Below are 19,715 nucleotides of genomic sequence, written 5' to 3' on the forward strand. Positions count from 1 at the left end.
AGGACGGCAGACTCCCGCGGCGGCGCCAGGTTCGACCCGCGCGACGATGGACTCAGCGTTTCTGCACGCGCGCCATGCAGCGCTGGTAGCGTTCGTCGACGCGCTTGGCGAACCAGGCGGTGGTCAGCTTGCGGGTGATCTTCGGGCTCTCCAGGGCGATCCCCGGCAGCACGGCGCGGGGCAGCGTCTTGCCGGTGGCGCTTTCGGCCAGGGCGAAGACCTTGCGGTACAGCGCGCTGTCGGCGAACTCCGGGCTGTCGCCCTGCTCCAGCGCCCGGCGGATCGCCGCGTCGCTCATGTCCAGGCGCTTGCCGAGGCTGCGCACGGCCAGTTCGGTGGAGCCCGGCGTGCGCGTACCGTAGCGGATCAGATCGCCATCCAGCGCCAGCGGAATCCCCGAGACGCGACTCACCGCGCTCTGGAACGCGGCGTTGCGACTGGCATACCAGCCGGCGTTGAAGTCGGCGAAGCGGTACAGCGGCGCCGGGTAGTCCGCCGGATAGCCAAGCAGGTGGGCGATGCCGAAATACATGCCGCCGCGCCGGCTGAACACCTCGCGGCGGATGCTGCCGTCCAGCGGATAGGGATAGCCGTCCGCGTGCTGCTCGGCGAAAGCGATGCTGACCTGCATCGGCCCGCCGGTGTGTACCGGGTTGAAGCCGCCGAACAGCTTGCCGCCCATGGGCACGATGGCGATGAAATCGTCGAATGTCTCGCTCAGTTCCTTCTCCGTGCGCGCCGCGGCCAGGCGCTGGCTGTAGGTGCGGCCATCGGGCGACTTGATATTCAGCGCCGAGCTGACCAGGAACGCCGGCACGTGCAGCTTGCCGGCGCGGCGCTCGACCTCGCGGGTGGCGATCCTGCCCAGGCCGGCCACCGGCGGGTCGACCTGGTAGGTGGACTCCTGCTCGGTCACCGCCAGCACCGCACAGAGGTTCTCGTCGCTGGGGTAGACCTGCTGGGCGGAAAAGGCCGCGTAGATATCGCTGGCCCACCCTTGGCGATCGCGCACCGTGGCCGGCATCAGGCGGACGATCTTCGCCCGTACTTCGTCGGGGTTGGGCGGCGGCGGCTCCGCCGACCGCGAACTGCACCCGGCCAGCGCCAGGAGCATGAGCAACCCCGTTACGCCGCGACCCTGGCGTACTGCTTTCATCTGCGATTCCCTGTTCCGTTGCGAAGTGGGCGGCCGGTGGCGACCGCCGAAGCCAGGGCATTCTAGCCGAGCATCCGGCGGCTTCCGTACCGTCCGTCACGCACGGTCGCGGTTCACAGCGCTGCGTCGGTGCGCTGCCGCTTGACCCGACGCCAGGTCGAGGGCGAGGCGCCGGCCAGCCGGAGAAAGATCCGCGAGAAATGCGGCTGGTCGGAAAAGCCGCAGGCGACGCCGATCTGCGAAAGCGGTTCGTCGCTGCCCAGCATCAGCTCCTTGGCCCGGTCGACGCGCATGCGCATCAGCCATTCGTGGGGCGAAACACCGGTGCTGCACTTGAAAGCCTTGGTGAAATAGCTGCGCGAGAGCCCGCACTCCTCGGCCAGGCGCGCCACCGATACGCCCTCGGCCAGATGCCCGGCGATCAGCTCCTTGGCCCTGCGCAATTGCCAGGGCGCCAGGCCCTTGCCGGTGCAGGCCGGGACCTGGGTCGAAGCGAAGCGACCCTGAACGTGGGTCAACAGCGCCAGCATGACCTGTTCGACGAACAGCTCGTTGCGCTCCCCCGCCCTGGCGAAACTGGGCAGCAACGCCAGCGCCAGGTGATAGACCACCGGATCGTCGACACCGATGATCCGCTCCGGCTCGGCGGACGCGCGTTGCCCTTCTTCGTAGAGAAACTCCTTTATCGAAGCGCGCGGCAACATGAAGCGGACATTGTCGTAAGTTGTCCGGTGCTGGCACTTTATTTCATCGCCAAGATAGGCGATGGAGATACTTTTCCGCGGATGTCCGCCATCGAAAACCAGTTTGTTTCCATTCCAGAGACGATGGGAGTTGAAGTCGCGCAACTGCACGATGACGGAAAACGAATCGGCACAAGGAATATGGATCACCTTGTCCGGATCGGGAGTCGCCTCACTGTTGCGAATCAAGGCGTACCCTTCTCCCCTTATGATGTTCCCTGGCGTGGATTGGTCGCCCTTTGTTCTGTCTATGGCAACAGTCATGACTCCCCCTGATTCCATGCGCCTGATGATCTCGTGACACTTTTCTCTCGACGCGAAAAACGACGCACGAAAGCTCCCCCAGAGATTAATCCGAGGGAGCCGTTCCGGGGAAATCTAACCGACGAAGATAACTACCAGATTACTGCGCTGTTACTCGATGATATAACGCTCAACCCTTTTCCTGTTCCGACGGGCCAGCGGCCTGGTCGAGGCGATGCCGACCCGGTAGTTGCCCCAGCACATGGCCGACCGAACCCGCCTTGTCGCAGGCCGAGGCGAACGCGCAACCGCCGAGCAATTGCTTGCCGACCGGGATGACCTGCTCGCCGAGCAGGATGCCGAGCAACCCCACCAGCGCCACCAGCGGCGGAGCCGGCGAACGCACCTGCAGCAGGCTGTAGACGATCCCCACCAACAGTCCGGCGCCCAGCGACAATACGTAGAGCTTCATCTTCGTTCTCCTTCGCGGCCGTGCCGCCCGGCGGGCCGGAGCGGCACGGCCGGCATTCACTTGGCCGGATTCGGGCCGATGCGTTCGCCGTGGGTCACCCGCTCGGGCGCCTTGTGCACCATGGTGTAGGCGTAGTCCACGCCCATGCCGTAGGCCCCGGAATGCTCCTTGGCGATGGCCATCACGGCGTCGTAGGTATCCCGGCGGGCCCAGTCGCGCTGCCACTCCAGCAGGACCTGCTGCCAGGTCACCGGTACCACGCCGGCCTGGACCATGCGGTCCATGGCGTACTTGTGGGCGTCGCTGGAGGTGCCGCCCGAGGCATCGGCCACCATGTAGATCTCGTAGCCGCCCTCGAGCATGGCGCAGAGGGCGAAGGTGGTGTTGCAGACCTCGGTCCACAGCCCGGCGACCACGACCTTCTTGCGCCCCGCGGCGGCCAGCGAGTCGCGCACGTTCTGGTCGTCCCAGGAGTTCATCGAGGTGCGTTCGAGGATCTTCTGCTCGGGGAACACCGCCAGCAGCTCCGGATAGGTCGGGCCGGAGAAGCTGTCGGTTTCCACCGTGGTGATGGTGACCGGGATGTCGAATACCTTCGCCGCCTTGGCCAGGCCCACTACGTTGTTCTTCAGCGTCTGGCGATCGATGGACTGTACGCCGAATGCCATCTGTGGCTGCTGGTCGATGAAGATGATCTGGCTGTTCTGCGGAGTTAGAACTTCGAGATAGTGGCTCATGATTGTTTCCTGACAACGAACGATGAATTCCAGCTGTTGCGCACAACAGCACGCGGGCCAACAGATAATTTCCCGTGGCCGGCCAGACTATGAAGCATGGATATTGGAAAAAACAAACTTTTCGAGAAAATAAATCACTGAACTGCGGCCCCGGATAAAGTTGAACGGCGATATTCAAAATATTCGACACATCCATACAAAAAGCGCACACAGAGACAATAAAAGAAGGATTACCAGCTAGCAGAATCGACAGTCCGCCCTATAAGAAAAAGCCCCCATGAAGTTCAGGGCATGTCTCGCGCCTTACTTGCTATCGACCACCAGCAAGTTGCGCTTGCAGGAGGATGCGTCATTCGGGAAAACCGCTCTTTCGTCCCGTACGTTTCCCGCCGCACCTATCCTGTCCGGTGGCCTCTCTCGCCGCCGCCCTCGCTGACCGATTCCGCCCCGCTGCCAGGAGCACGCCATGAGCCACGATCCGCCGAGCAAGGACCGCCGCCATTTCCTCACTACCAGTTCGGTGCTGGGCGCCGCCGGGGTCCTGTGGTCCGCCCTGCCCTTCGCCAACGCCGCCAGCCTTTCTCCCGCAAGCAACCCAGGAGGTTCCATGACCGCCGACCTGATCCTGCACAACGGCCGCTTCCACACCGTGGACCGCGACAACCCCACCGCCACCGCCGTGGCGATCAAGGACGGCAAGTTCCTTGCCGTCGGCAACGACGCCGAGGCGATGCTCCATCGCGGCAGCGCCACCCAGGTGATCGACCTGCAGAAGCGCACCGTGATCCCCGGTCTCAACGACTCGCACCTGCACCTGATCCGCGGTGGCCTCAACTACAACCTGGAGCTGCGCTGGGAAGGCGTGCCCTCCCTGGCCGACGCCTTGCGCATGCTCAAGAACCAGGCCGAACGCACGCCCAGCCCCCAGTGGGTGCGGGTGGTCGGCGGCTGGAACGAGTTCCAGTTCGCCGAGAAGCGCATGCCGACCCTGGAGGAATTGAACAAGGCCGCGCCGGACACCCCGGTGTTCGTCCTCCACCTGTACGATCGCGCCCTGCTCAACCGCGCCGCCCTGCGCGTGGTCGGCTACACCAAGGACACGCCCAACCCGCCCGGCGGCGAGATCGTCCGCGACAGCAGCGGCGAACCCACCGGCATGCTGATCGCCCGGCCCAACGCGATGATTCTCTACGCCACCCTGGCCAAGGGACCGAAGCTGCCGCTGGAGTACCAGGTCAACTCCACCCGCCAGTTCATGCGCGAACTCAACCGCCTCGGCCTGACCAGCGCGATCGACGCCGGCGGCGGCTTTCAGAACTACCCGGACGACTACCAGGTGATTCGCGAACTGGCCGACCAGGGCCAGCTCACCGTACGCATCGCCTACAACCTGTTCACCCAGAAACCGAAGGAAGAACTCGCCGACTTCAAGAACTGGACCGGCAGCGTCAAGTACGGCCAGGGCAGCGATTTCTTCCGCCACAACGGCGCCGGCGAGATGCTAGTGTTCTCCGCCGCCGACTTCGAGGACTTCCTCGAACCGCGCCCGGACCTGCCGCAGACCATGGAGCAGGAGCTGGAGCCGGTGGTCCGCCACCTGGTGGAGCAGCGCTGGCCGTTCCGCCTGCACGCCACCTACGACGAATCGATCTCGCGGATGCTCGACGTGTTCGAGAAGGTCGACCGCGACATTCCGTTCAACGGCCTGCCCTGGTTCTTCGACCACGCCGAGACCATCACCCCGCGCAACATCGAGCGGGTGCGGGCACTCGGCGGCGGCATCGCGATCCAGGACCGCATGGCCTTCCAGGGCGAGTACTTCGTCGACCGCTACGGTGCCAAGGCCGCCGAGGCCACGCCGCCGATCCAGCGCATGCTCGCCGAGGGCGTGCCGGTGGGTGCCGGCACCGACGCCACCCGGGTCTCCAGCTACAACCCCTGGACCTCGCTGTACTGGCTGGTCAGCGGCCGCACCGTCGGCGGCATGGCCCTGTATCCGCAGGGCCTGCCGCGGGAAACCGCGTTGCAGCTGTTCACCCACGGCAGCGCCTGGTTCTCCAGCGAGCAGGGCAAGAAAGGACAGATCAAGGTTGGCCAGCTCGCCGACCTGGCGGCGCTGTCGGCGGACTTCTTCGGCGTCGAGGAAGAGGCCATCAAGTGGATCGAGTCGGTGCTCACGGTGGTCGACGGCAAGGTCGTCTATGCCGCCGCCGAGTTCGACAAGCTCGGTCCGCCGGCGCCGCCGGTGCTGCCGGACTGGTCGCCGGTGGCCAAGGTACCCGGCCACTGGCGGCAAGGCGCGCCGCTGACCGCCCAGGTCCACCAGTGCGTCGGTGCCTGCGCGGTACACGCCCACGAGCACAACCGCGCGCGCCACTCCAACGTACCGGTGAGCGACTTCCAGGGTTTCTGGGGCGCATTCGGCTGTTCCTGCTTCGCTTTCTGACGTACCCGGGCGGGCCCTTCGCGGCCCGCCTCGCCCGGAGTTTTCCCGATGATCCGCGTTCGACCGGTCGGCCGCCTGGCCCTTTTCCTGGCGCTGGGCGGCACCTCGCCGTGCCACGCCGCGACAGAGGAAGCCAAGGCACCCGACTACCTGGAGTGGCGCCTGCTCAACCGCAACTACTTCCTCTACAACGACTATCGCCGCGCTGACGCCGGGCGCGGCTACCGCAAGGAATGGGCACACGGCCTGATCGCCGACCTGGAGTCGGCCTATACTCCCGGCCGCGTCGGTTTCGGCCTCGATCTCCACGGCTTCGCTGGCTTCAAGCTCGACGGCGGACGTGGCCATGCCGGCACCGGCCTGTTGCCGCTGGACTCATCCGGCGATAACGCCAGCGAGTATTCCGACGCCGGCGCCGCACTCAAGCTGCGGCTCGGCGAGAGCCTGCTCAAGGTCGGCGAGATGACCGTCGAGACCCCGGTCTTCGATACCAGCGACAAGCGCCTGCAACCCCAGTACGCCAGGGGCTTCTTCCTGCAGAGCGACGACCTCGACCGCGTGCGGATCCAGGCCGGGCGCTTCACCGCCTTCAAGGAACAGGCCTCCAGCTCCGGCCATGGCGACTTCGACGGCTACGGCGCGAGCACCGCCGGCAGCGCCATCGGCTTCGCCGGTGCCAGCCTGGCGGCCAGCGACAACCTGAGCGGCTCGCTGTTCGCCGCGCAACTGGACAACGTCTGGCGCCAGGTCTATCTCAACATGAACCTGCAACGTGCCGCGTTCAGCCTGGATGGCAACCTCTATCGCACGCGCGACCAGGGCCGCAGCCGGGCCGGCGCGATCGACACCCTGGCCTACAGCCTGCAACTGAAGTACCGCGTCGGCGCGCAGGGTTTCTCCCTGGCCTACCAGCGTGTCCATGGGGATACGCCGTTCGACTTCGTCGGAGGTGACTCCATCTACCTCGCCAACTCGATCAAGTACGCCGATTTCAACGGTCCCGGCGAACGCTCCTGGCAGGCCCGCTACGACCTCGACCTGGCCCCGTTCGGCCTGCCGGGGCTGAGCTTCATGGCGCGTTACGTCAGCGGCCGCGCCATCGACGGCAGCCATGCGCCGGCCGGCGGCGCCTACAACCCGCTGGGCGCCGATGGCCGCTACCGGCCCTTGCAGGGCAGCGGCGGCAAGCACTGGGAGCGCGACCTCGACCTGCGCTACGTGTTCGCCTCGGGCCCGCTCAAGGACCTCTCGCTGAACGTCTCGCACCTCAGCCACCGGGCCAACGCGGCCCAGGCCGGCGACGACATCGACCGCCTCTACCTGATCGTCGAATACCCACTCAAAGGCTCGCTCTGACCATGACCGCACCCGCCGCCTCACCCTGGAGTCCCCTGCGCCAAGCCACCTTCCGCTGGCTATGGCTGGCCAGCATCGCCTCGAACATCGGCACCTGGATGCACGAGGTGGGCGCCGGCTGGCTGATGACCTCGCTTTCCGCCAGCCCGCTGAACGTGGCCCTGGTGCAGGTCGCCGGATCGCTGCCGATGTTCTTCCTGGCCCTGCCGGCCGGCGCCCTCGCCGATATCGTCGACAAGCGCCGCTACCTGCTCGGCGTGCAATTGTGGATGGCCTTGGTGGCCACCCTGCTGGCCAGCCTCACCCTGCTCCAGTTGACCAGCGTCTGGCTGCTGCTCGGCCTGACCCTGTGCATGGGCATCGGCACCGCGCTGATGATGCCGGCCTGGAGCGCCACCACTCCGGAACTGGTGGGCAAGGACGAACTGCCGGCGGCGGTGGCGCTGTCCAGTGTCGGGGTCAACCTGGCGCGGGCGGTCGGACCGGCCATCGCCGGGGTGCTGGTGAGCCTGGTCGGCCCCTGGCTGACCTTCGCCCTCAACGCCCTCTCCTTCTTCGCGGTGATCGCCGTGCTGCTGGCCTGGAAACGCGAGGCCGTGCCCTCGGTGTTGCCGGCGGAACGCCTGTTCGGCGCCCTGCGCGCCGGCTGGCGCTACAGCCGCAGCTCGAGGCCGCTGCAATCGGTGTTGGTGCGCGCGGTGGCGTTCTTCCTCGGCGCCAGCGCCGGCATGTCGCTGCTGCCCCTGATCGTGCGCGGCGAACTGCATGGCAACGCCATGGACTTCGGCCTGCTGCTGGGCAGCGTCGGCGTCGGCGCGGTGCTCGGCGCCGCGTTCCTGCCGCGCCTGCGCGAACGCCTCGGCAGCGACCGCCTGGTGCTGCTCTCCAGCGTGCTCTACGCACTGGTGCTGGTGGCCCTGGCGCTGCTGCGCAACCTCTATTTGCTGGTGCCGGTGATGCTGCTCAGCGGCGCGGCATGGATCGCCGTGCTCTCCAGCCTGCAGGTCGCCGCGCAGACCTCCGTGCCGGCCTGGGTCCGCGCCCGCGCGCTGGCGGTCTACATCCTGGTGTTCTTCGGCAGCATGGCCGCCGGCGGCGCCCTGTGGGGTCTGCTCGCCAGCCACCTGTCGATCACCTTCGCCCTGCTCTGTGCCAGCGCCGCGCTGCTGCTCGGCCTGTTCGCGTCGCTGCGCTGCCGGCTGCCGGTCACCGAGGCCGAGGACCTCGCGCCGTCGCTGCACTGGCCGGCACCACTGGTCGACGAAGAGGTGGACCAGGAACGCGGCCCGGTGATGGTCACCCTCGAGTACGACATCGACCCGCAGGACGCCGCGGCATTCCAGGCGGCGATGGTCGAGGTGCGCGCCATGCGTCGGCGCAACGGCGCGGTGTCCTGGGGGCTGGTCCAGGACAGCGGCAACCGTCGCCTGTGGCTGGAGTTCTTCATCGACGAATCCTGGCTGGAGCACCTGCGCCACCACCAGCGGGTGACCCGCGGCGAGTTGCGGGTCGAGGCCGCCGCCCGGCGCTTCCAGAGCGCCGGCGTGGAGGTGCGCATCCGCCATTACCTGCACGGCGCGGCCAGGCCTTGAGCCTCCCGGGCGACGGTCGTCGCCTGCCCCTGGCGGATCCGCCCGCGGCTGTTATCCTGCTCGGCGATGGCGCCACAAGGACGGTGGCCGGCAGCGATGCCGCGCACCCGCGGCGCCGCGAACGCAACCCACAGGGAAGTCCACGCATGTCCTACGACTACGAGAAAACCAGCCTCACCCTCTACCGGGCGGTATTCAAGGCCAACTACGACGGCGACGTCGGTCGCTACCTGCGCCCCGACCAGGAACTCGCCGAGGCTGCGGAAGTCGCCCCGCTGCTGCATCCGACCTTCGACAGCCCCAACACCCCTGGCGTCCCCGCCCGCGCGCCGGACATCGTCGCCGGCCGCGACGGCCTCTACGCCCCGGACACCGGCGGCACCTCGGTGTTCGACCGCGCCGGCGTGCTGCGCCGCGCCGACGGCGACTTCGTGATACCCGACGGCACCGACATCCCGCCGGACCTTAAGGTGAAACAGGACAGCTACAACAAGCGCCTGCAAGCCACCCACTACACCATCATGCCGGCCAAGCCGATGTACCGGGAGGTCCTCATGGGCCAGTTGGACAACTTCGTGCGCAACGCCATCCGCCGCCAATGGGAAAAAGCCCGCGGGCTCTAGGAGTGAACCATGAACCTGAAACCCCAGACCCTGATGGTGGCGATCCAGTGCGTCGCCGCGCGCACCCGCGAACTCGACGCGCAGTTGCAGAACGACGACCCGCAGAACGCCGCTGAACTCGAACAGTTGCTGGTCGGCTACGACCTCGCCGCCGACGACCTGAAGAACGCCTACGAGCAAGCCCTGGGCCAATACAGCGGCCTGCCGCCCTATGACCGGCTGATCGAAGACCCGGTGTCCTGACGGCCCGTGGGCGGGCCGTCGTTGGCCCGCCCGCTCCAGCGCGCGCAGAGAAACGACAGATGGTCTTCGGCTGGCACGGCGACACCATCACCCGCGACACCGCAGTGTGCCGCGACTAGCGCAACGCCCAGGACGTACGGCGCTTCCTCGTCGGGCTGTGCGGCGCCGACTTCCGCTTCGATCGTGCCTTCATGGCCTGGATTGGCGACGGCGCGGCAAAATCCCTGGGTGAGGTGGCGGACGAACGGCGGCGGCGCCACGCCGACACCAGCCCCTCCGCCTGAGCGAGCGCTCAGGCGCGGAAATGGCTCGGCGGCTGGCCGCTCCAGCGCTGGAAGGCATGGCGCAGGCTGGCGGTCTCGCTGAAGCCGAGTTCCTCGGCGATCCGGTAGATCGGCATGTCGCCGCTCTGCAACAACTCCTTGGCGCGGGCGAAGCGCAACTCGTCGAGCAATTGCTGGTAGCTGGTGCGCTGCTGCTGCAAGTGCCGGCGCAGGCTGCGCGACGAACAGTTCAGGCGCCGCGCCAGTTCCTCCAGGCCCGGCGGGTCCTGCAGGCGCTCGGCGAGGATCGCCCGGACCTTGTCCAGCCAGGCGCGGCGCGCGGCCAGGTCGATGTTCTGCCGCCGGCACTGTTCCAGCATCTCCCGGTGGGTCACCGGGTCGGCCAGCGGCAACGGGCGCTCCAGCCATTCGGCGGCGAAGCCGATGGCGCTGCGCTCGCGTTCGAAGTGCAACTCGCAGGCGAAACCCTCGGCGTAGGCCCGCACCATCGCCTCGTCGCCGGCATAGTCGAAGGCCGCTTCCAGCAAGGGCAGCGGCTGGCCGAGCAGGTCGGCGCAGGTGACCTTCAACGAGCCCAGGCAAAGCTCGGTGTTGAATGGCCGCAGCGCCTCGTCCTCGCCGTAGCCGGTGGCCACCAGCCAGGCGCGGCCGTCGGCGACCTCCAGCGACAGGTGGAAGTAGGTGCCGAGCAAGACCGGATAGCTGAGGCCGATGCGCAGCGCCTCGCCGAGGGTCGGCGCGGAGAGCAGCGCGTAGCCGAGCAGGCCGTAGGCGGAAATCCGCGTGCGCAGCCCCAGGCGCAGGCCGAGGGCCGGCTCGTCGCTGAGCCGGCAGGCGTTGGCGAACACCTGCTGCTCCTGCCAGGGGCTGATCAGGCGCCGCAGGTCGAGCAGGTCGGCGGGGGTGATGCCACTGCCTTCGAGCAGTTGCTCGCGGGCGAACCCTTCCTTCTCCAGCAGCGAGAGAGTGAGGGTCGACATGTGCAGCGAGTTGAGCCAGGTGGCGCGGGAGAAGGTCGAATCGATCATGGCGTGCCCATCGTTACCGGTGGCCGCGCCGCGCTGTTACCGCGCGGACGGGATACACAGGGTAGGCAAGTTGCGTGCCGCCGCGCCTGTCGCCGGTCCCGCAGGCAGTTGGCTCAACCGCGCGAGAGGAAGCGCATACCCTCCTCCAGGCCGCTCAGGGTCAACGGATACATCTGTTCCTTGACCAGTTCGCGGACCAGGCCGGTGGACGCCGTGTAGTTCCAGGTGTCCTTCGGATAGGGGTTGATCCAGATGAGCTTCTTGTACTTCTCCATGAAGCGCTGCATCCAGACGTAACCGGCTTCCTCGTTCCAGTGCTCGACGCTGCCGCCGGCCTGGGTGATTTCGTAGGGCGCCATCGCCGCGTCGCCGACGAACACCACCTTGTAGTCCGGACCGTACTTGTGCAGCAGGTCGAAGGTGGCGGTGCGTTCGCTGCTGCGGCGCAGGTTGTTCTTCCACACCGACTCGTAGATGAAGTTGTGGAAGTAGAAATACTCCAGGTGCTTGAACTCGGTCTTGCAGGCCGAGAACAGCTCCTCGCAGACCTTGACGTGGGCGTCCATCGAGCCGCCGATGTCCAGCAGCAGCAACAGCTTCACCGTGTTGCGCCGCTCCGGGCGCATCTGGATGTTGAGCAGCCCGGCGTCCTTCGCGGTGTGGTCGATGGTGCCGTCGATGTCCAGCTCCTCCGCCGCGCCCTCACGGGCGAACTTGCGCAGGCGCCGCAGGGCGATCTTGATGTTGCGCGTACCCAGTTCGACCTGGTCGTCGAGGTTCTTGTATTCGCGCTGGTCCCAGACCTTGGCCGCCTTGCCCTGGCGCTTGCCGGCGTCGCCGACGCGGACGCCCTCCGGGTTGAAGCCGCCGGAGCCGAACGGACTGGTACCGCCGGTACCGATCCACTTGTTACCGCCGGCATGGCGCTCCTTCTGTTCCTCGAGGCGTTTCTTGAACTCCTCGATCAGCTTGTCCAGGCCGCCGAGGGACTGGATCTGCGCCTTTTCCTCGTCGGTCAGCAGGCGCTCGAATTCCTTGCGCAGCCATTCCTCGGGGATCAGCGCCTTGAGGTGGTCGTCGAGCTTCTCCAGGCCCTTGAAGTAGGCGCCGAAGGCCCGGTCGAACTTGTCGAAGTGGCGCTCGTCCTTGACCATGATGGTGCGCGCCAGGTAGTAGAACTCGTCCATGTCGGCGAACACCACGCGGTGCTTCAGGGCGTCGATCAGGTCGAGCAGCTCGCGCACCGACACCGGCACCTTGGCTGCGCGCATTTCGTTGAACAGGTTGAGCAGCATGGCTGCGACCTCGTCTGTTGTCCGTTGATCCCGGCGCGCGAGCGCCGGTCAGTATTGGTGTTCCTGCGGCAGGTCGTCGGCGATGACGTACCAGTCGGCTTTCGAACCCACGTAGATGTGCCGCTGCGCTACCGATGGCAGCGGCGAGTCGAGGGTGCCGAGGGCGATCGAGGTGTACCTCGGGTCCTCGTTGCCGCCAAGCCACTGCAGGTTCGATCCGCAGTGGCGGCAGAAGGTACGGGTGACGCCTGGCGACGAGTGGTATTCGGCCACCGCGTCCGCCCCGGCGACATAGCGGAACGCCTCGCGGCGCACCTTGCCGTAGGTGGCGAACGCCGCGCCGTGGGCCTTGCGGCACTGGCTGCAATGACAATGGCTGGCCGATTCGATGGGCGCGTCGATCTCGTAACGTACCGCGCCGCACAGGCAACTTCCGCTGAGCATGGGATGTTCCTCCGCTGTCTGGCGTGCCGCCCCGCGGCCCTTTCCCCGGAAAGGGCCGCCGCACTCAGCGGCTGGCGCGGCGGCTCATGAACGCCAGGCGCTCGAGAAGCTGCACGTCCTGCTCGTTCTTCACCAGGGCGCCGGCCAGCGGCGGGATCGCCTTGGTCGGATCGCGTTCGCGCAGCACCGCTTCGCCGATCTCGTCGGCCATCAGCAGTTTCAGCCAGTCGACCAGCTCGGAAGTCGAAGGTTTCTTTTTCAGGCCGGGCACCTTGCGCACGTCGAAGAAGATGTCCAGCGCCTCGCTGACCAGCGACTGCTTGATGTTCGGGTAGTGCACGTCGACGATCTTCTGCAACGTCTCGCGGTCGGGGAAGGCGATGTAATGGAAGAAGCAGCGGCGCAGGAAGGCGTCGGGCAGTTCCTTCTCGTTGTTCGAGGTGATGATGATGATCGGGCGCTGCTTCGCCTTGATGGTTTCGTTGGTCTCGTAGACGTAGAACTCCATCTTGTCGAGTTCCTGCAGCAGGTCGTTGGGGAACTCGATGTCGGCCTTGTCGATCTCGTCGATCAGCAGGATCACCCTCTCCTCGGCCTCGAAGGCCTCCCAGAGCTTGCCCTTCTTGATGTAGTTGCGCACGTCGTGAACCTTGTCCACGCCCAGCTGCGAATCGCGCAGGCGGCTTACCGCATCGTACTCGTAGAGGCCCTGGTGGGCCTTGGTGGTGGACTTGATGTGCCAGGTGATCAGCTTGGCGCCGAAGGACTCGGCCAACTGCTCGGCGAGCATGGTCTTGCCGGTGCCCGGTTCGCCCTTCACCAACAGCGGCCGCTGCAGGGTGATGGCGGCGTTGACCGCGAGCTTGAGGTCGTCGGTGGCGACGTAGGACTGGGTGCCTTCGAACTTCATCAGGAAATCCTCGAACGGTAACGCCCTGGCTGGAAAACCGGGCAGTTCAGTATTGTTTGAAAACCCGACTATAACGCGGGGACAAGCGCACTGTGAACGCAGACGGGTCATTCAGTCACTGAATGCCCGGCCACCTCGCGACCCGCCGTTCCGCCCGCGTCTTCAGCCGTCGTCGTCGCGCGTCGCCGGGGAACGCTCGAAACGAGCGTTGAACGCCTCGACGAACGCGTTGCGGAGAATCCCGAGGAACGCCTGGAACGCGCTGACGTCCCGCTGGTGGATATTACCGCTCAGGCTCACACGGGTTGCGAACTGGTCTTTGCGCTGGTTCTTCAGCACCGTCTCGCCCCCGCCGACCAGCGCCTCCCACACCGAGCGGAACAGGTTCTTGTCGCCATCCTCCACGTCCTGCCGCCAATTGAACACGTCCACGTCGCGCAGCAGCGGCTTGATGTAGCCATCCAACTGGCCGCGCTTAGCCTGCGCCTCCAGCACCAGGTCGCCGGTGCCGGCATTGAAGTCGAACTTGCCATAGGCGCTGGCGAAGTCGTTGAGCCGCTTCAGCTCGACCCGGGTGACCCGCAGGCGCAGGTCGAAGTCCTCGAAGTCGCTCAGCGGGTCGAAATGCGCCGCCACTTCCAGCGGCGCCTGGCCGAGTATCCGCGCCGTGCCTTCGAGACGCGCCGGCCGCTCGCCCCGGGCGTCGGCCACGTTGGTCAGGTTATAGATGCTGGCGTTGAGCGCCGAGGCGTGCAGGTTTACCGGCGGCTTCGAAGTGAAGTTGCGGAAACGCAGGGTGCCGTCCACCACCCGCACCTCGTTGAGGGTGATCGGCAGCAGCTTGTCCAGTTGCTCGCGCCAGTCGGTGCCGGCACCGGTCTGCGAGGCGTCGCGGTCGCCGCCGGCATCGACGAAGTTGAGCTGCGGACGCTCGAAGACCACCCGCGCCACTACTGCGTGATCATCCCAGAGCGCCTGCCAGCTCACCGACAGGTCGATGCTCGGCGCGTCGAGGAACGGCACCGGCACCTTGCCGTTGTCCTTGACGATGCTCAGCCCGTCGATCCGATACGCGCCGCGCCAGAGCGCCAGGTCGACGTCGGCGATGTGCCCACGGTAGTCGCCCATGTCGGCCAGCTTGCCGTTCAGGTAGTCGCGCACCAGGTACGGCAGCGCCAGGTGCAGCGCCAGCAACAACAGAAGCAGCGCCGCCAGGCTGCCCAGGGGAATGGCATAGCGTTTCTTCATCGGTACGGCCCTCCTGGACAGTGGACACGCGCGGCGCGCCGCTGGTTCGAACGCGTCTGGACGCGCGGGCGGGGGCGGAATAGGCTGATTGATCTTTCTCCATGCGACAAGGACACCATCATGAGCCGCATCTTCGCAGACAACGCGCAGTCCATCGGCAACACGCCGCTGGTCCAGATCAACCGCATCGCCCCGCGCGGCGTCACCATCCTGGCCAAGATCGAAGGGCGCAACCCCGGCTATTCGGTGAAGTGCCGGATCGGCGCGAACATGATCTGGGATGCCGAAGCCAGCGGCAGACTGAAGTCCGGCATGACCCTGGTCGAGCCGACCTCCGGCAACACCGGCATCGGCCTCGCCTTCGTCGCCGCCGCGCGCGGCTACAAACTGATCCTGACCATGCCGGCGTCGATGAGCCTGGAACGACGCAAGGTGCTCAAGGCGCTGGGCGCGGAGCTGGTCCTGACCGAACCGGCGAAAGGCATGAAGGGTGCGATCCAGAAGGCCGAGGAACTGGTCGCGGGGGATCCCGGGAAGTACTTCATGCCGCAGCAGTTCGACAACCCGGCCAACCCGGCGATCCATGAGAAGACCACCGGCCCGGAGATCTGGAACGATACCGAGGGCGCGGTGGACGTGCTGGTCTCCGGGGTCGGCACCGGCGGCACCCTCACCGGCGTCTCGCGCTACATCAAGAACACCCGGGGCAAGCCGATCCTCGCCGTGGCGGTGGAGCCGGTGACCTCGCCGGTGATCAGCCAGACCCTCGCCGGCGAGGAGGTCAAGCCCGCCCCGCACAAGATCCAGGGCATCGGCGCCGGCTTCGTGCCGAAGAACCTCGACCTGTCGTTGGTCGACCGGGTCGAGAAGATCGGCGACGACGAAGCGAAGAACATGGCGCTGCGCCTGATGCAGGAAGAAGGCATCCTCTGCGGCATCTCCTCCGGCGCGGCGATGGCCGCCGCGGTGCGCCTGGCCGAGGAGCCGAACATGCAGGGCAAGACCATCGTGGTGATCCTCCCCGATTCCGGCGAGCGCTATCTTTCGAGCATGCTCTTCGACGGCCTGTTCAGCGAACAGGAACTGACCCAGTAACCACCGACCCGCGGCGCCGCAGCGAACCGGCGCCGCCTTGCGCCAGGCGTATCGAATCATGCTGGAAACCTCGCTCTTCGTAGCCACCCTCGCCACCCTGGGCATGCTCTCGCCCGGCCCGGACTTCTTCCTGATCATCCGCAACGCGGCGCGCTACCAGCGCTCGGCGGCGATGATGACCTCGCTGGGGGTGATCCTCGGCGTGGCCACCCACATGGCCTACTGCGTCGCCGGCCTGGCGGTGCTGATCACCACCACGCCGTGGCTGTTCAACGCGCTGAAGTACACCGGCGCGGTCTACCTGATCTGGATCGGCATCCAGGCCCTGCGCTCGCGCGGCGGCGGCACGCTCGACTTGGCGGTCGGCGGCGTGCAGCGCGTCGGCCACTGGAGCGCGTTCCTCCAGGGCTACCTGTGCAACCTGCTCAACCCCAAGGCCACGCTGTTCTTCCTCGCCGTGTTCACCCAGGTGCTGAGCCTGGACTCCAGCTTCGCCGAGAAGCTCTGGTACGCCGGCATCATCGTCGGCCTCGCCGCACTCTGGTGGCCGCTGCTGGTGGTGCTGATCCAGAGCGCGGTGGTGCGCCGTGGCCTGGCCAGGGCCCAGGGGGTGGTGGACAAGCTGCTCGGCGGCCTGCTGATCGCCCTCGGGGTCAAGGTCGCCCTGAGTTGAGGCAGGCGGGCGGAGCGACGCCCCGCTGCGGTGCCGCCTCCTGTCTGCGGGCCCGCAGGTAAAAGCCGCCCCTTTCCTCGCTTCCGGCAACGCGGGATAAAACCCGGGTGCCGGCCAGCGTTGCCGGCGCCCCCTGAGCGCCGGCGGCGAACTAGTCCGTCGCCGACGCTGTCGTCAGCCGACAGGACACCTACAACAATGAAGACCCGCATCGCTTCCCTCACCCTCCTCGCCCTCGCTTGCGGCAGCGGCGCAACCCTCGCCGCGGACAACCTGAAGATCTACAACTGGTCCGAATACATCGCTCCCGAAACCGTGGCGAACTTCGCCAAGGAAACCGGCATCCAGGCCACCTACGACGTCTACGACAGCAACGAGACCCTCGACGGCAAGCTGATGACCGGCCAATCCGGCTACGACGTGGTATTCCCGTCGAACCACTTCATGGCCAAGCAGATCCAGGCCGGCGCCCTGAAGAAGCTGGACAAGTCCCAGTTGCCCAACTGGAAGAACCTCAACCCGGTGCTGCTCAAGGCCCTGGAGGTCAACGATCCGGGCAACCAGTACGGCTTCCCCTACCTCTGGGGCACCACCGGCATCGGCTACAACCCGGCGAAGATCAAGGCGGTGCTCGGCGACGACGCGCCGCTGGACTCCTGGGATATCTTCTTCAAGCCCGAATACATGCAGAAACTGAGCAAGTGCGGGGTGGCGGTGCTGGACAACGGCCCCGAGCTGCTGCCCATCACCCTCAACTACCTCGGCCTGCCACACCACAGCCAGAAGGCCGACGACTACAAGCAGGCCCAGGCGGCGCTGCTGAAGGTGCGCCCGTACATCCGCTACTTCCACTCCTCGAAGTACGTCAGCGACCTGGCCAACGGCGAGATCTGCATGGTGGTCGGTTTCTCCGGCGACATCCTGCAGGCCGCGACCCGCGCCAAGGAGGCCAACAACGGCGTGGAAGTGCGCTACTCGACGCCGAAGGAAGGCTCGCCGCTGTGGTTCGACATGGTCTCGATGCCGGTCGATGCGCCCGACGAGAAGGCCGGCTACGCCTTCATGAACTACCTGCTGCGTCCCGAGGTGATGGCCGCGATCAGCAACCATGTGCACTACGCCAACGGCAACCTGGCCGCCGACCCGCTGGTGGACGCCGAGATCAAGGCCGACCCGGCGATCTACCCGCCGCAGGAGAAGATGGCCAAGCTGTTCGCCCTGGAATCCATGCCGCAGAAGATCGACCGCGTGCGCACGCGCACCTGGAACACGGTGAAGACCGGCAAGTGAAGCCCGGCGCCGGCCCGGTTTGTCGCCGGGCTGGCGTTTTAGCGCAAGGCTCGCCCACAGGCTCGTCAAATCCCGGACGGCCCGCTATAGTCCCTCTCGTTGTCTCCATCGACCGGATAGCCTCCATGAACCAGCGCTCGCACAGCTCGCTCCCCGCCCTTCCGGTAGCCACCGGCGAGGTCGGCGCGCTCCAGCCGTGCGCCAGCCTGGGCTGCGTTTCCCCTCCTGTAGTCGCCTCGCCTCCGCCTCCCCCTCCCGGTTCGGCCGCCTGCCCGCCGCCGGGCGTCAGTCCCTGACGAGCGCGGTAGCGCCCCAACGCCCTTCCACAGCCCGCCGCAAGCAGCGCCATCCGCTGCCGAGGCGTGCCGTCCGCCGCCGGCCCGAGCCCGCGGCATGCCCGACTACAAGGTGGCAGATCCATGTTTGCACTGAACAAATCCGCACTGGCCGGCCTGGCCAGCACCAGCCTCTTCGTCCTGCTCTGGAGCAGCGGGGCCATCGCCTCGAAATGGGGCCTGGCGCATTCCTCGCCGTTCGCCTTTCTGGTGTTCCGCTTCGGCATCGCCCTCGCCTGCCTGCTGCCGCTCGCCCCGCTGCTCAGGCTGCGCACGCCGCGCAGCGCGCGTGAGCGCGGCAAGGCCCTGCTCACCGGCCTGGTGATGCTGGGGATCTATCCGATCTTCTATATCTTCTCGCTGAAGCTGCAGGTCACTCCCGGCATGATGGCGACCATCCTCGGCGTGCAACCGATCCTCACCGCCGTCATCCTCGAACGCCGGCAGTCGCCGGCGCGCCTGTTCGGGCTGCTGCTGGGCCTGGCCGGCCTGGTGCTGGTGGTCTACCAGGGCATCGGCCTGGCCGGGATGTCCACGGCCGGCATCCTCTGCGCACTGCTGGCGCTGGCCGGCGTCACCGGCGGCTCGATCATGCAGAAGGGCATCCGCGAGAACCCGCTGGGCACCCTGCCCCTGCAGTACCTCGCCGGCCTCGGCCTGTGCCTGGCGTTCGTGCCCTTCCAGCCGTTCGAGTTCGAATGGAACGCCGGCTTCCTGGTCCCCGCGCTGTGGATGGGCGTCGTGGTCTCGGTGGGCGCGACCCTGCTGCTCTACCGGCTGATCGCCCAGGGCAACCTGGTCAACGTCACCAGCCTGTTCTACCTGGTGCCGGCGGTGACCGCGATCATGGACTTCATGGTCTTCGGCAACCGCCTCGGCTGGCTCAGCCTGCTGGGCATGGGGCTGATCGTGGTGGGGCTGATGTTCGTCTTCCGCAAGGCCGGCTGAGCGAACCGAGCGGGTCGCGGCCCGCCCTTGGCAGAGCGCGCGCGGATTCAGTTCTGCGCGAGCTTGCCAGCCATCGCCGCGAACCCCGGCCCCGGCACCGCCGTCACATCGCGCGACCCCACCGGCTCGCCGCACTCCGGGCAGACCATGGTCGGCCGGAACTTGTGGCCACAGGCCTTGTGCACGTACTCCACCGGAGCGCCGCGGCCCTCGTCGAGCCAGCGGTCGCCCCAGTTGGCCAGGGCCAGCAGCACCGGATGCAGGTCGTGGCCCATCTCGGTGAGGCGGTATTCGTAGCGCGGCGGTCGCTCCTGGTAAGGCACCTTCTTCAGCGCGCCCGCCTCCACCAGCCGGCTCAGGCGGTCGGCCAGTACCTGGCGGGTGACCCCGAGGCTGGCCTGGAACTCATCGAAGCGGCGCATGCCGAGAAAGCAGTTGCGCAGGATCAGCAGCGTCCAGCGATCGCCGAGGATCGCCAAGCTGCGCGCCATCGAACAGGGCGTTTCGCCGACTTCTTGCCATTTCATGGGGTTCTCCCGGAAAAACCTCCGTCC

At 66.8% G+C, this 19,715-nt stretch carries 19 protein-coding genes and 1 pseudogene; 10 read left to right on the forward strand and 10 right to left on the reverse strand.

Annotated features, from left to right (window positions below; all coding sequences use genetic code 11):
- Nucleotides 1-52: 52 nt before the first annotated feature.
- The 4 genes from VQ065_RS19285 to VQ065_RS19300 form a co-directional block, all read right to left on the reverse strand.
- Entirely contained in the window at nucleotides 53-1,156 is a 1,104-nt protein-coding gene (locus VQ065_RS19285; protein ID WP_003090558.1) for a DUF1615 domain-containing protein, read from the reverse strand.
- A 113-nt stretch (nucleotides 1,157-1,269) separates the two neighbouring features.
- Entirely contained in the window at nucleotides 1,270-2,163 is an 894-nt protein-coding gene (locus VQ065_RS19290) for a helix-turn-helix domain-containing protein (protein ID WP_023098565.1), read from the reverse strand.
- Between the two features lie 169 nt (nucleotides 2,164-2,332).
- Nucleotides 2,333-2,614: a XapX domain-containing protein gene (locus tag VQ065_RS19295; protein ID WP_003090560.1), complete on the reverse strand. Its 282-nt coding sequence runs from the start codon at nucleotides 2,612-2,614 to the stop codon at nucleotides 2,333-2,335.
- A 56-nt stretch (nucleotides 2,615-2,670) separates the two neighbouring features.
- Nucleotides 2,671-3,351, reverse strand: a complete 681-nt coding sequence (locus tag VQ065_RS19300; protein ID WP_003090561.1) for a hydrolase — start codon at nucleotides 3,349-3,351, stop codon at nucleotides 2,671-2,673.
- A 607-nt stretch (nucleotides 3,352-3,958) separates the two neighbouring features.
- Between VQ065_RS19300 and VQ065_RS19305 the strand changes: the two genes are divergently transcribed.
- The 6 genes and pseudogenes from VQ065_RS19305 to VQ065_RS19330 all read left to right on the forward strand — a co-directional run.
- The gene (locus tag VQ065_RS19305; RefSeq protein WP_003101513.1) at nucleotides 3,959-5,797 is read left to right on the forward strand and encodes an amidohydrolase; all 1,839 of its coding nucleotides are present in this window, start codon (nucleotides 3,959-3,961) and stop codon (nucleotides 5,795-5,797) included.
- Nucleotides 5,798-5,845: 48 nt separating this feature from the next.
- Nucleotides 5,846-7,153 (forward strand): OprD family porin, encoded by a 1,308-nt coding sequence (locus VQ065_RS19310; RefSeq protein ID WP_003090563.1) that lies wholly within the window; start codon nucleotides 5,846-5,848, stop codon nucleotides 7,151-7,153.
- Between the two features lie 2 nt (nucleotides 7,154-7,155).
- Complete coding sequence (locus VQ065_RS19315; RefSeq protein ID WP_003090564.1) at nucleotides 7,156-8,745, forward strand: MFS transporter; 1,590 nt, start codon at nucleotides 7,156-7,158, stop codon at nucleotides 8,743-8,745.
- A gap of 146 nt (nucleotides 8,746-8,891) precedes the next feature.
- Complete coding sequence (gene tse2, locus VQ065_RS19320) at nucleotides 8,892-9,368, forward strand: type VI secretion system effector Tse2 (protein WP_003090565.1); 477 nt, start codon at nucleotides 8,892-8,894, stop codon at nucleotides 9,366-9,368.
- Nucleotides 9,369-9,377: 9 nt separating this feature from the next.
- Nucleotides 9,378-9,611 (forward strand): type IV secretion system immunity protein Tsi2, encoded by a 234-nt coding sequence (tsi2, locus tag VQ065_RS19325; protein WP_003090566.1) that lies wholly within the window; start codon nucleotides 9,378-9,380, stop codon nucleotides 9,609-9,611.
- 131 nt (nucleotides 9,612-9,742) lie between these two features.
- Nucleotides 9,743-9,895: pseudogene (locus tag VQ065_RS19330) on the forward strand (DUF6434 domain-containing protein); the annotation flags it as partial.
- Between the two features lie 8 nt (nucleotides 9,896-9,903).
- Here VQ065_RS19330 and VQ065_RS19335 read toward each other — a convergent pair.
- The 5 genes from VQ065_RS19335 to VQ065_RS19355 all read right to left on the reverse strand — a co-directional run bounded on the left by VQ065_RS19335 (nucleotide 9,904) and on the right by VQ065_RS19355 (nucleotide 14,820).
- Nucleotides 9,904-10,923, reverse strand: coding sequence for an AraC family transcriptional regulator (locus VQ065_RS19335; RefSeq protein ID WP_003090568.1), 1,020 nt, complete (start codon nucleotides 10,921-10,923; stop codon nucleotides 9,904-9,906).
- A gap of 113 nt (nucleotides 10,924-11,036) precedes the next feature.
- Nucleotides 11,037-12,218 (reverse strand): vWA domain-containing protein, encoded by a 1,182-nt coding sequence (locus tag VQ065_RS19340; RefSeq protein ID WP_003090569.1) that lies wholly within the window; start codon nucleotides 12,216-12,218, stop codon nucleotides 11,037-11,039.
- Nucleotides 12,219-12,266: 48 nt separating this feature from the next.
- A complete protein-coding gene (locus tag VQ065_RS19345; protein WP_003090570.1) occupies nucleotides 12,267-12,662 on the reverse strand; it encodes a GFA family protein in 396 nt (131 codons plus the stop codon).
- Between the two features lie 64 nt (nucleotides 12,663-12,726).
- Nucleotides 12,727-13,572 carry an AAA family ATPase gene (locus VQ065_RS19350; RefSeq protein WP_003090571.1) on the reverse strand — a complete coding sequence of 282 codons (846 nt, stop codon included), beginning with the start codon at nucleotides 13,570-13,572 and terminating at the stop codon, nucleotides 12,727-12,729.
- Between the two features lie 162 nt (nucleotides 13,573-13,734).
- A complete protein-coding gene (locus VQ065_RS19355) occupies nucleotides 13,735-14,820 on the reverse strand; it encodes a DUF748 domain-containing protein (RefSeq protein ID WP_003090572.1) in 1,086 nt (361 codons plus the stop codon).
- A gap of 120 nt (nucleotides 14,821-14,940) precedes the next feature.
- Between VQ065_RS19355 and cysK the strand changes: the two genes are divergently transcribed.
- From cysK to VQ065_RS19375, 4 genes are all read left to right on the forward strand, one after another.
- Nucleotides 14,941-15,915: a cysteine synthase A gene (gene cysK / locus VQ065_RS19360; RefSeq protein WP_003090573.1), complete on the forward strand. Its 975-nt coding sequence runs from the start codon at nucleotides 14,941-14,943 to the stop codon at nucleotides 15,913-15,915.
- Nucleotides 15,916-15,973: 58 nt separating this feature from the next.
- A complete protein-coding gene (locus VQ065_RS19365; RefSeq protein WP_003090574.1) occupies nucleotides 15,974-16,588 on the forward strand; it encodes a LysE family translocator in 615 nt (204 codons plus the stop codon).
- 198 nt (nucleotides 16,589-16,786) lie between these two features.
- On the forward strand, nucleotides 16,787-17,878 hold the full coding sequence (locus VQ065_RS19370) for a polyamine ABC transporter substrate-binding protein (RefSeq protein WP_003090575.1): 1,092 nt from the start codon (nucleotides 16,787-16,789) through the stop codon (nucleotides 17,876-17,878).
- Nucleotides 17,879-18,297: 419 nt separating this feature from the next.
- The gene (locus VQ065_RS19375; protein ID WP_003090576.1) at nucleotides 18,298-19,161 is read left to right on the forward strand and encodes a DMT family transporter; all 864 of its coding nucleotides are present in this window, start codon (nucleotides 18,298-18,300) and stop codon (nucleotides 19,159-19,161) included.
- A gap of 47 nt (nucleotides 19,162-19,208) precedes the next feature.
- On the opposite strand, the gene VQ065_RS19380 is transcribed toward VQ065_RS19375, so the two are convergent.
- Nucleotides 19,209-19,688, reverse strand: coding sequence for a winged helix-turn-helix transcriptional regulator (locus tag VQ065_RS19380; protein WP_003090577.1), 480 nt, complete (start codon nucleotides 19,686-19,688; stop codon nucleotides 19,209-19,211).
- Nucleotides 19,689-19,715 lie beyond the last annotated feature (27 nt).

Source organism: Pseudomonas sp. KBN10P06128 (genome assembly GCF_037574945.1).
Classification (GTDB): domain Bacteria; phylum Pseudomonadota; class Gammaproteobacteria; order Pseudomonadales; family Pseudomonadaceae; genus Pseudomonas; species Pseudomonas aeruginosa.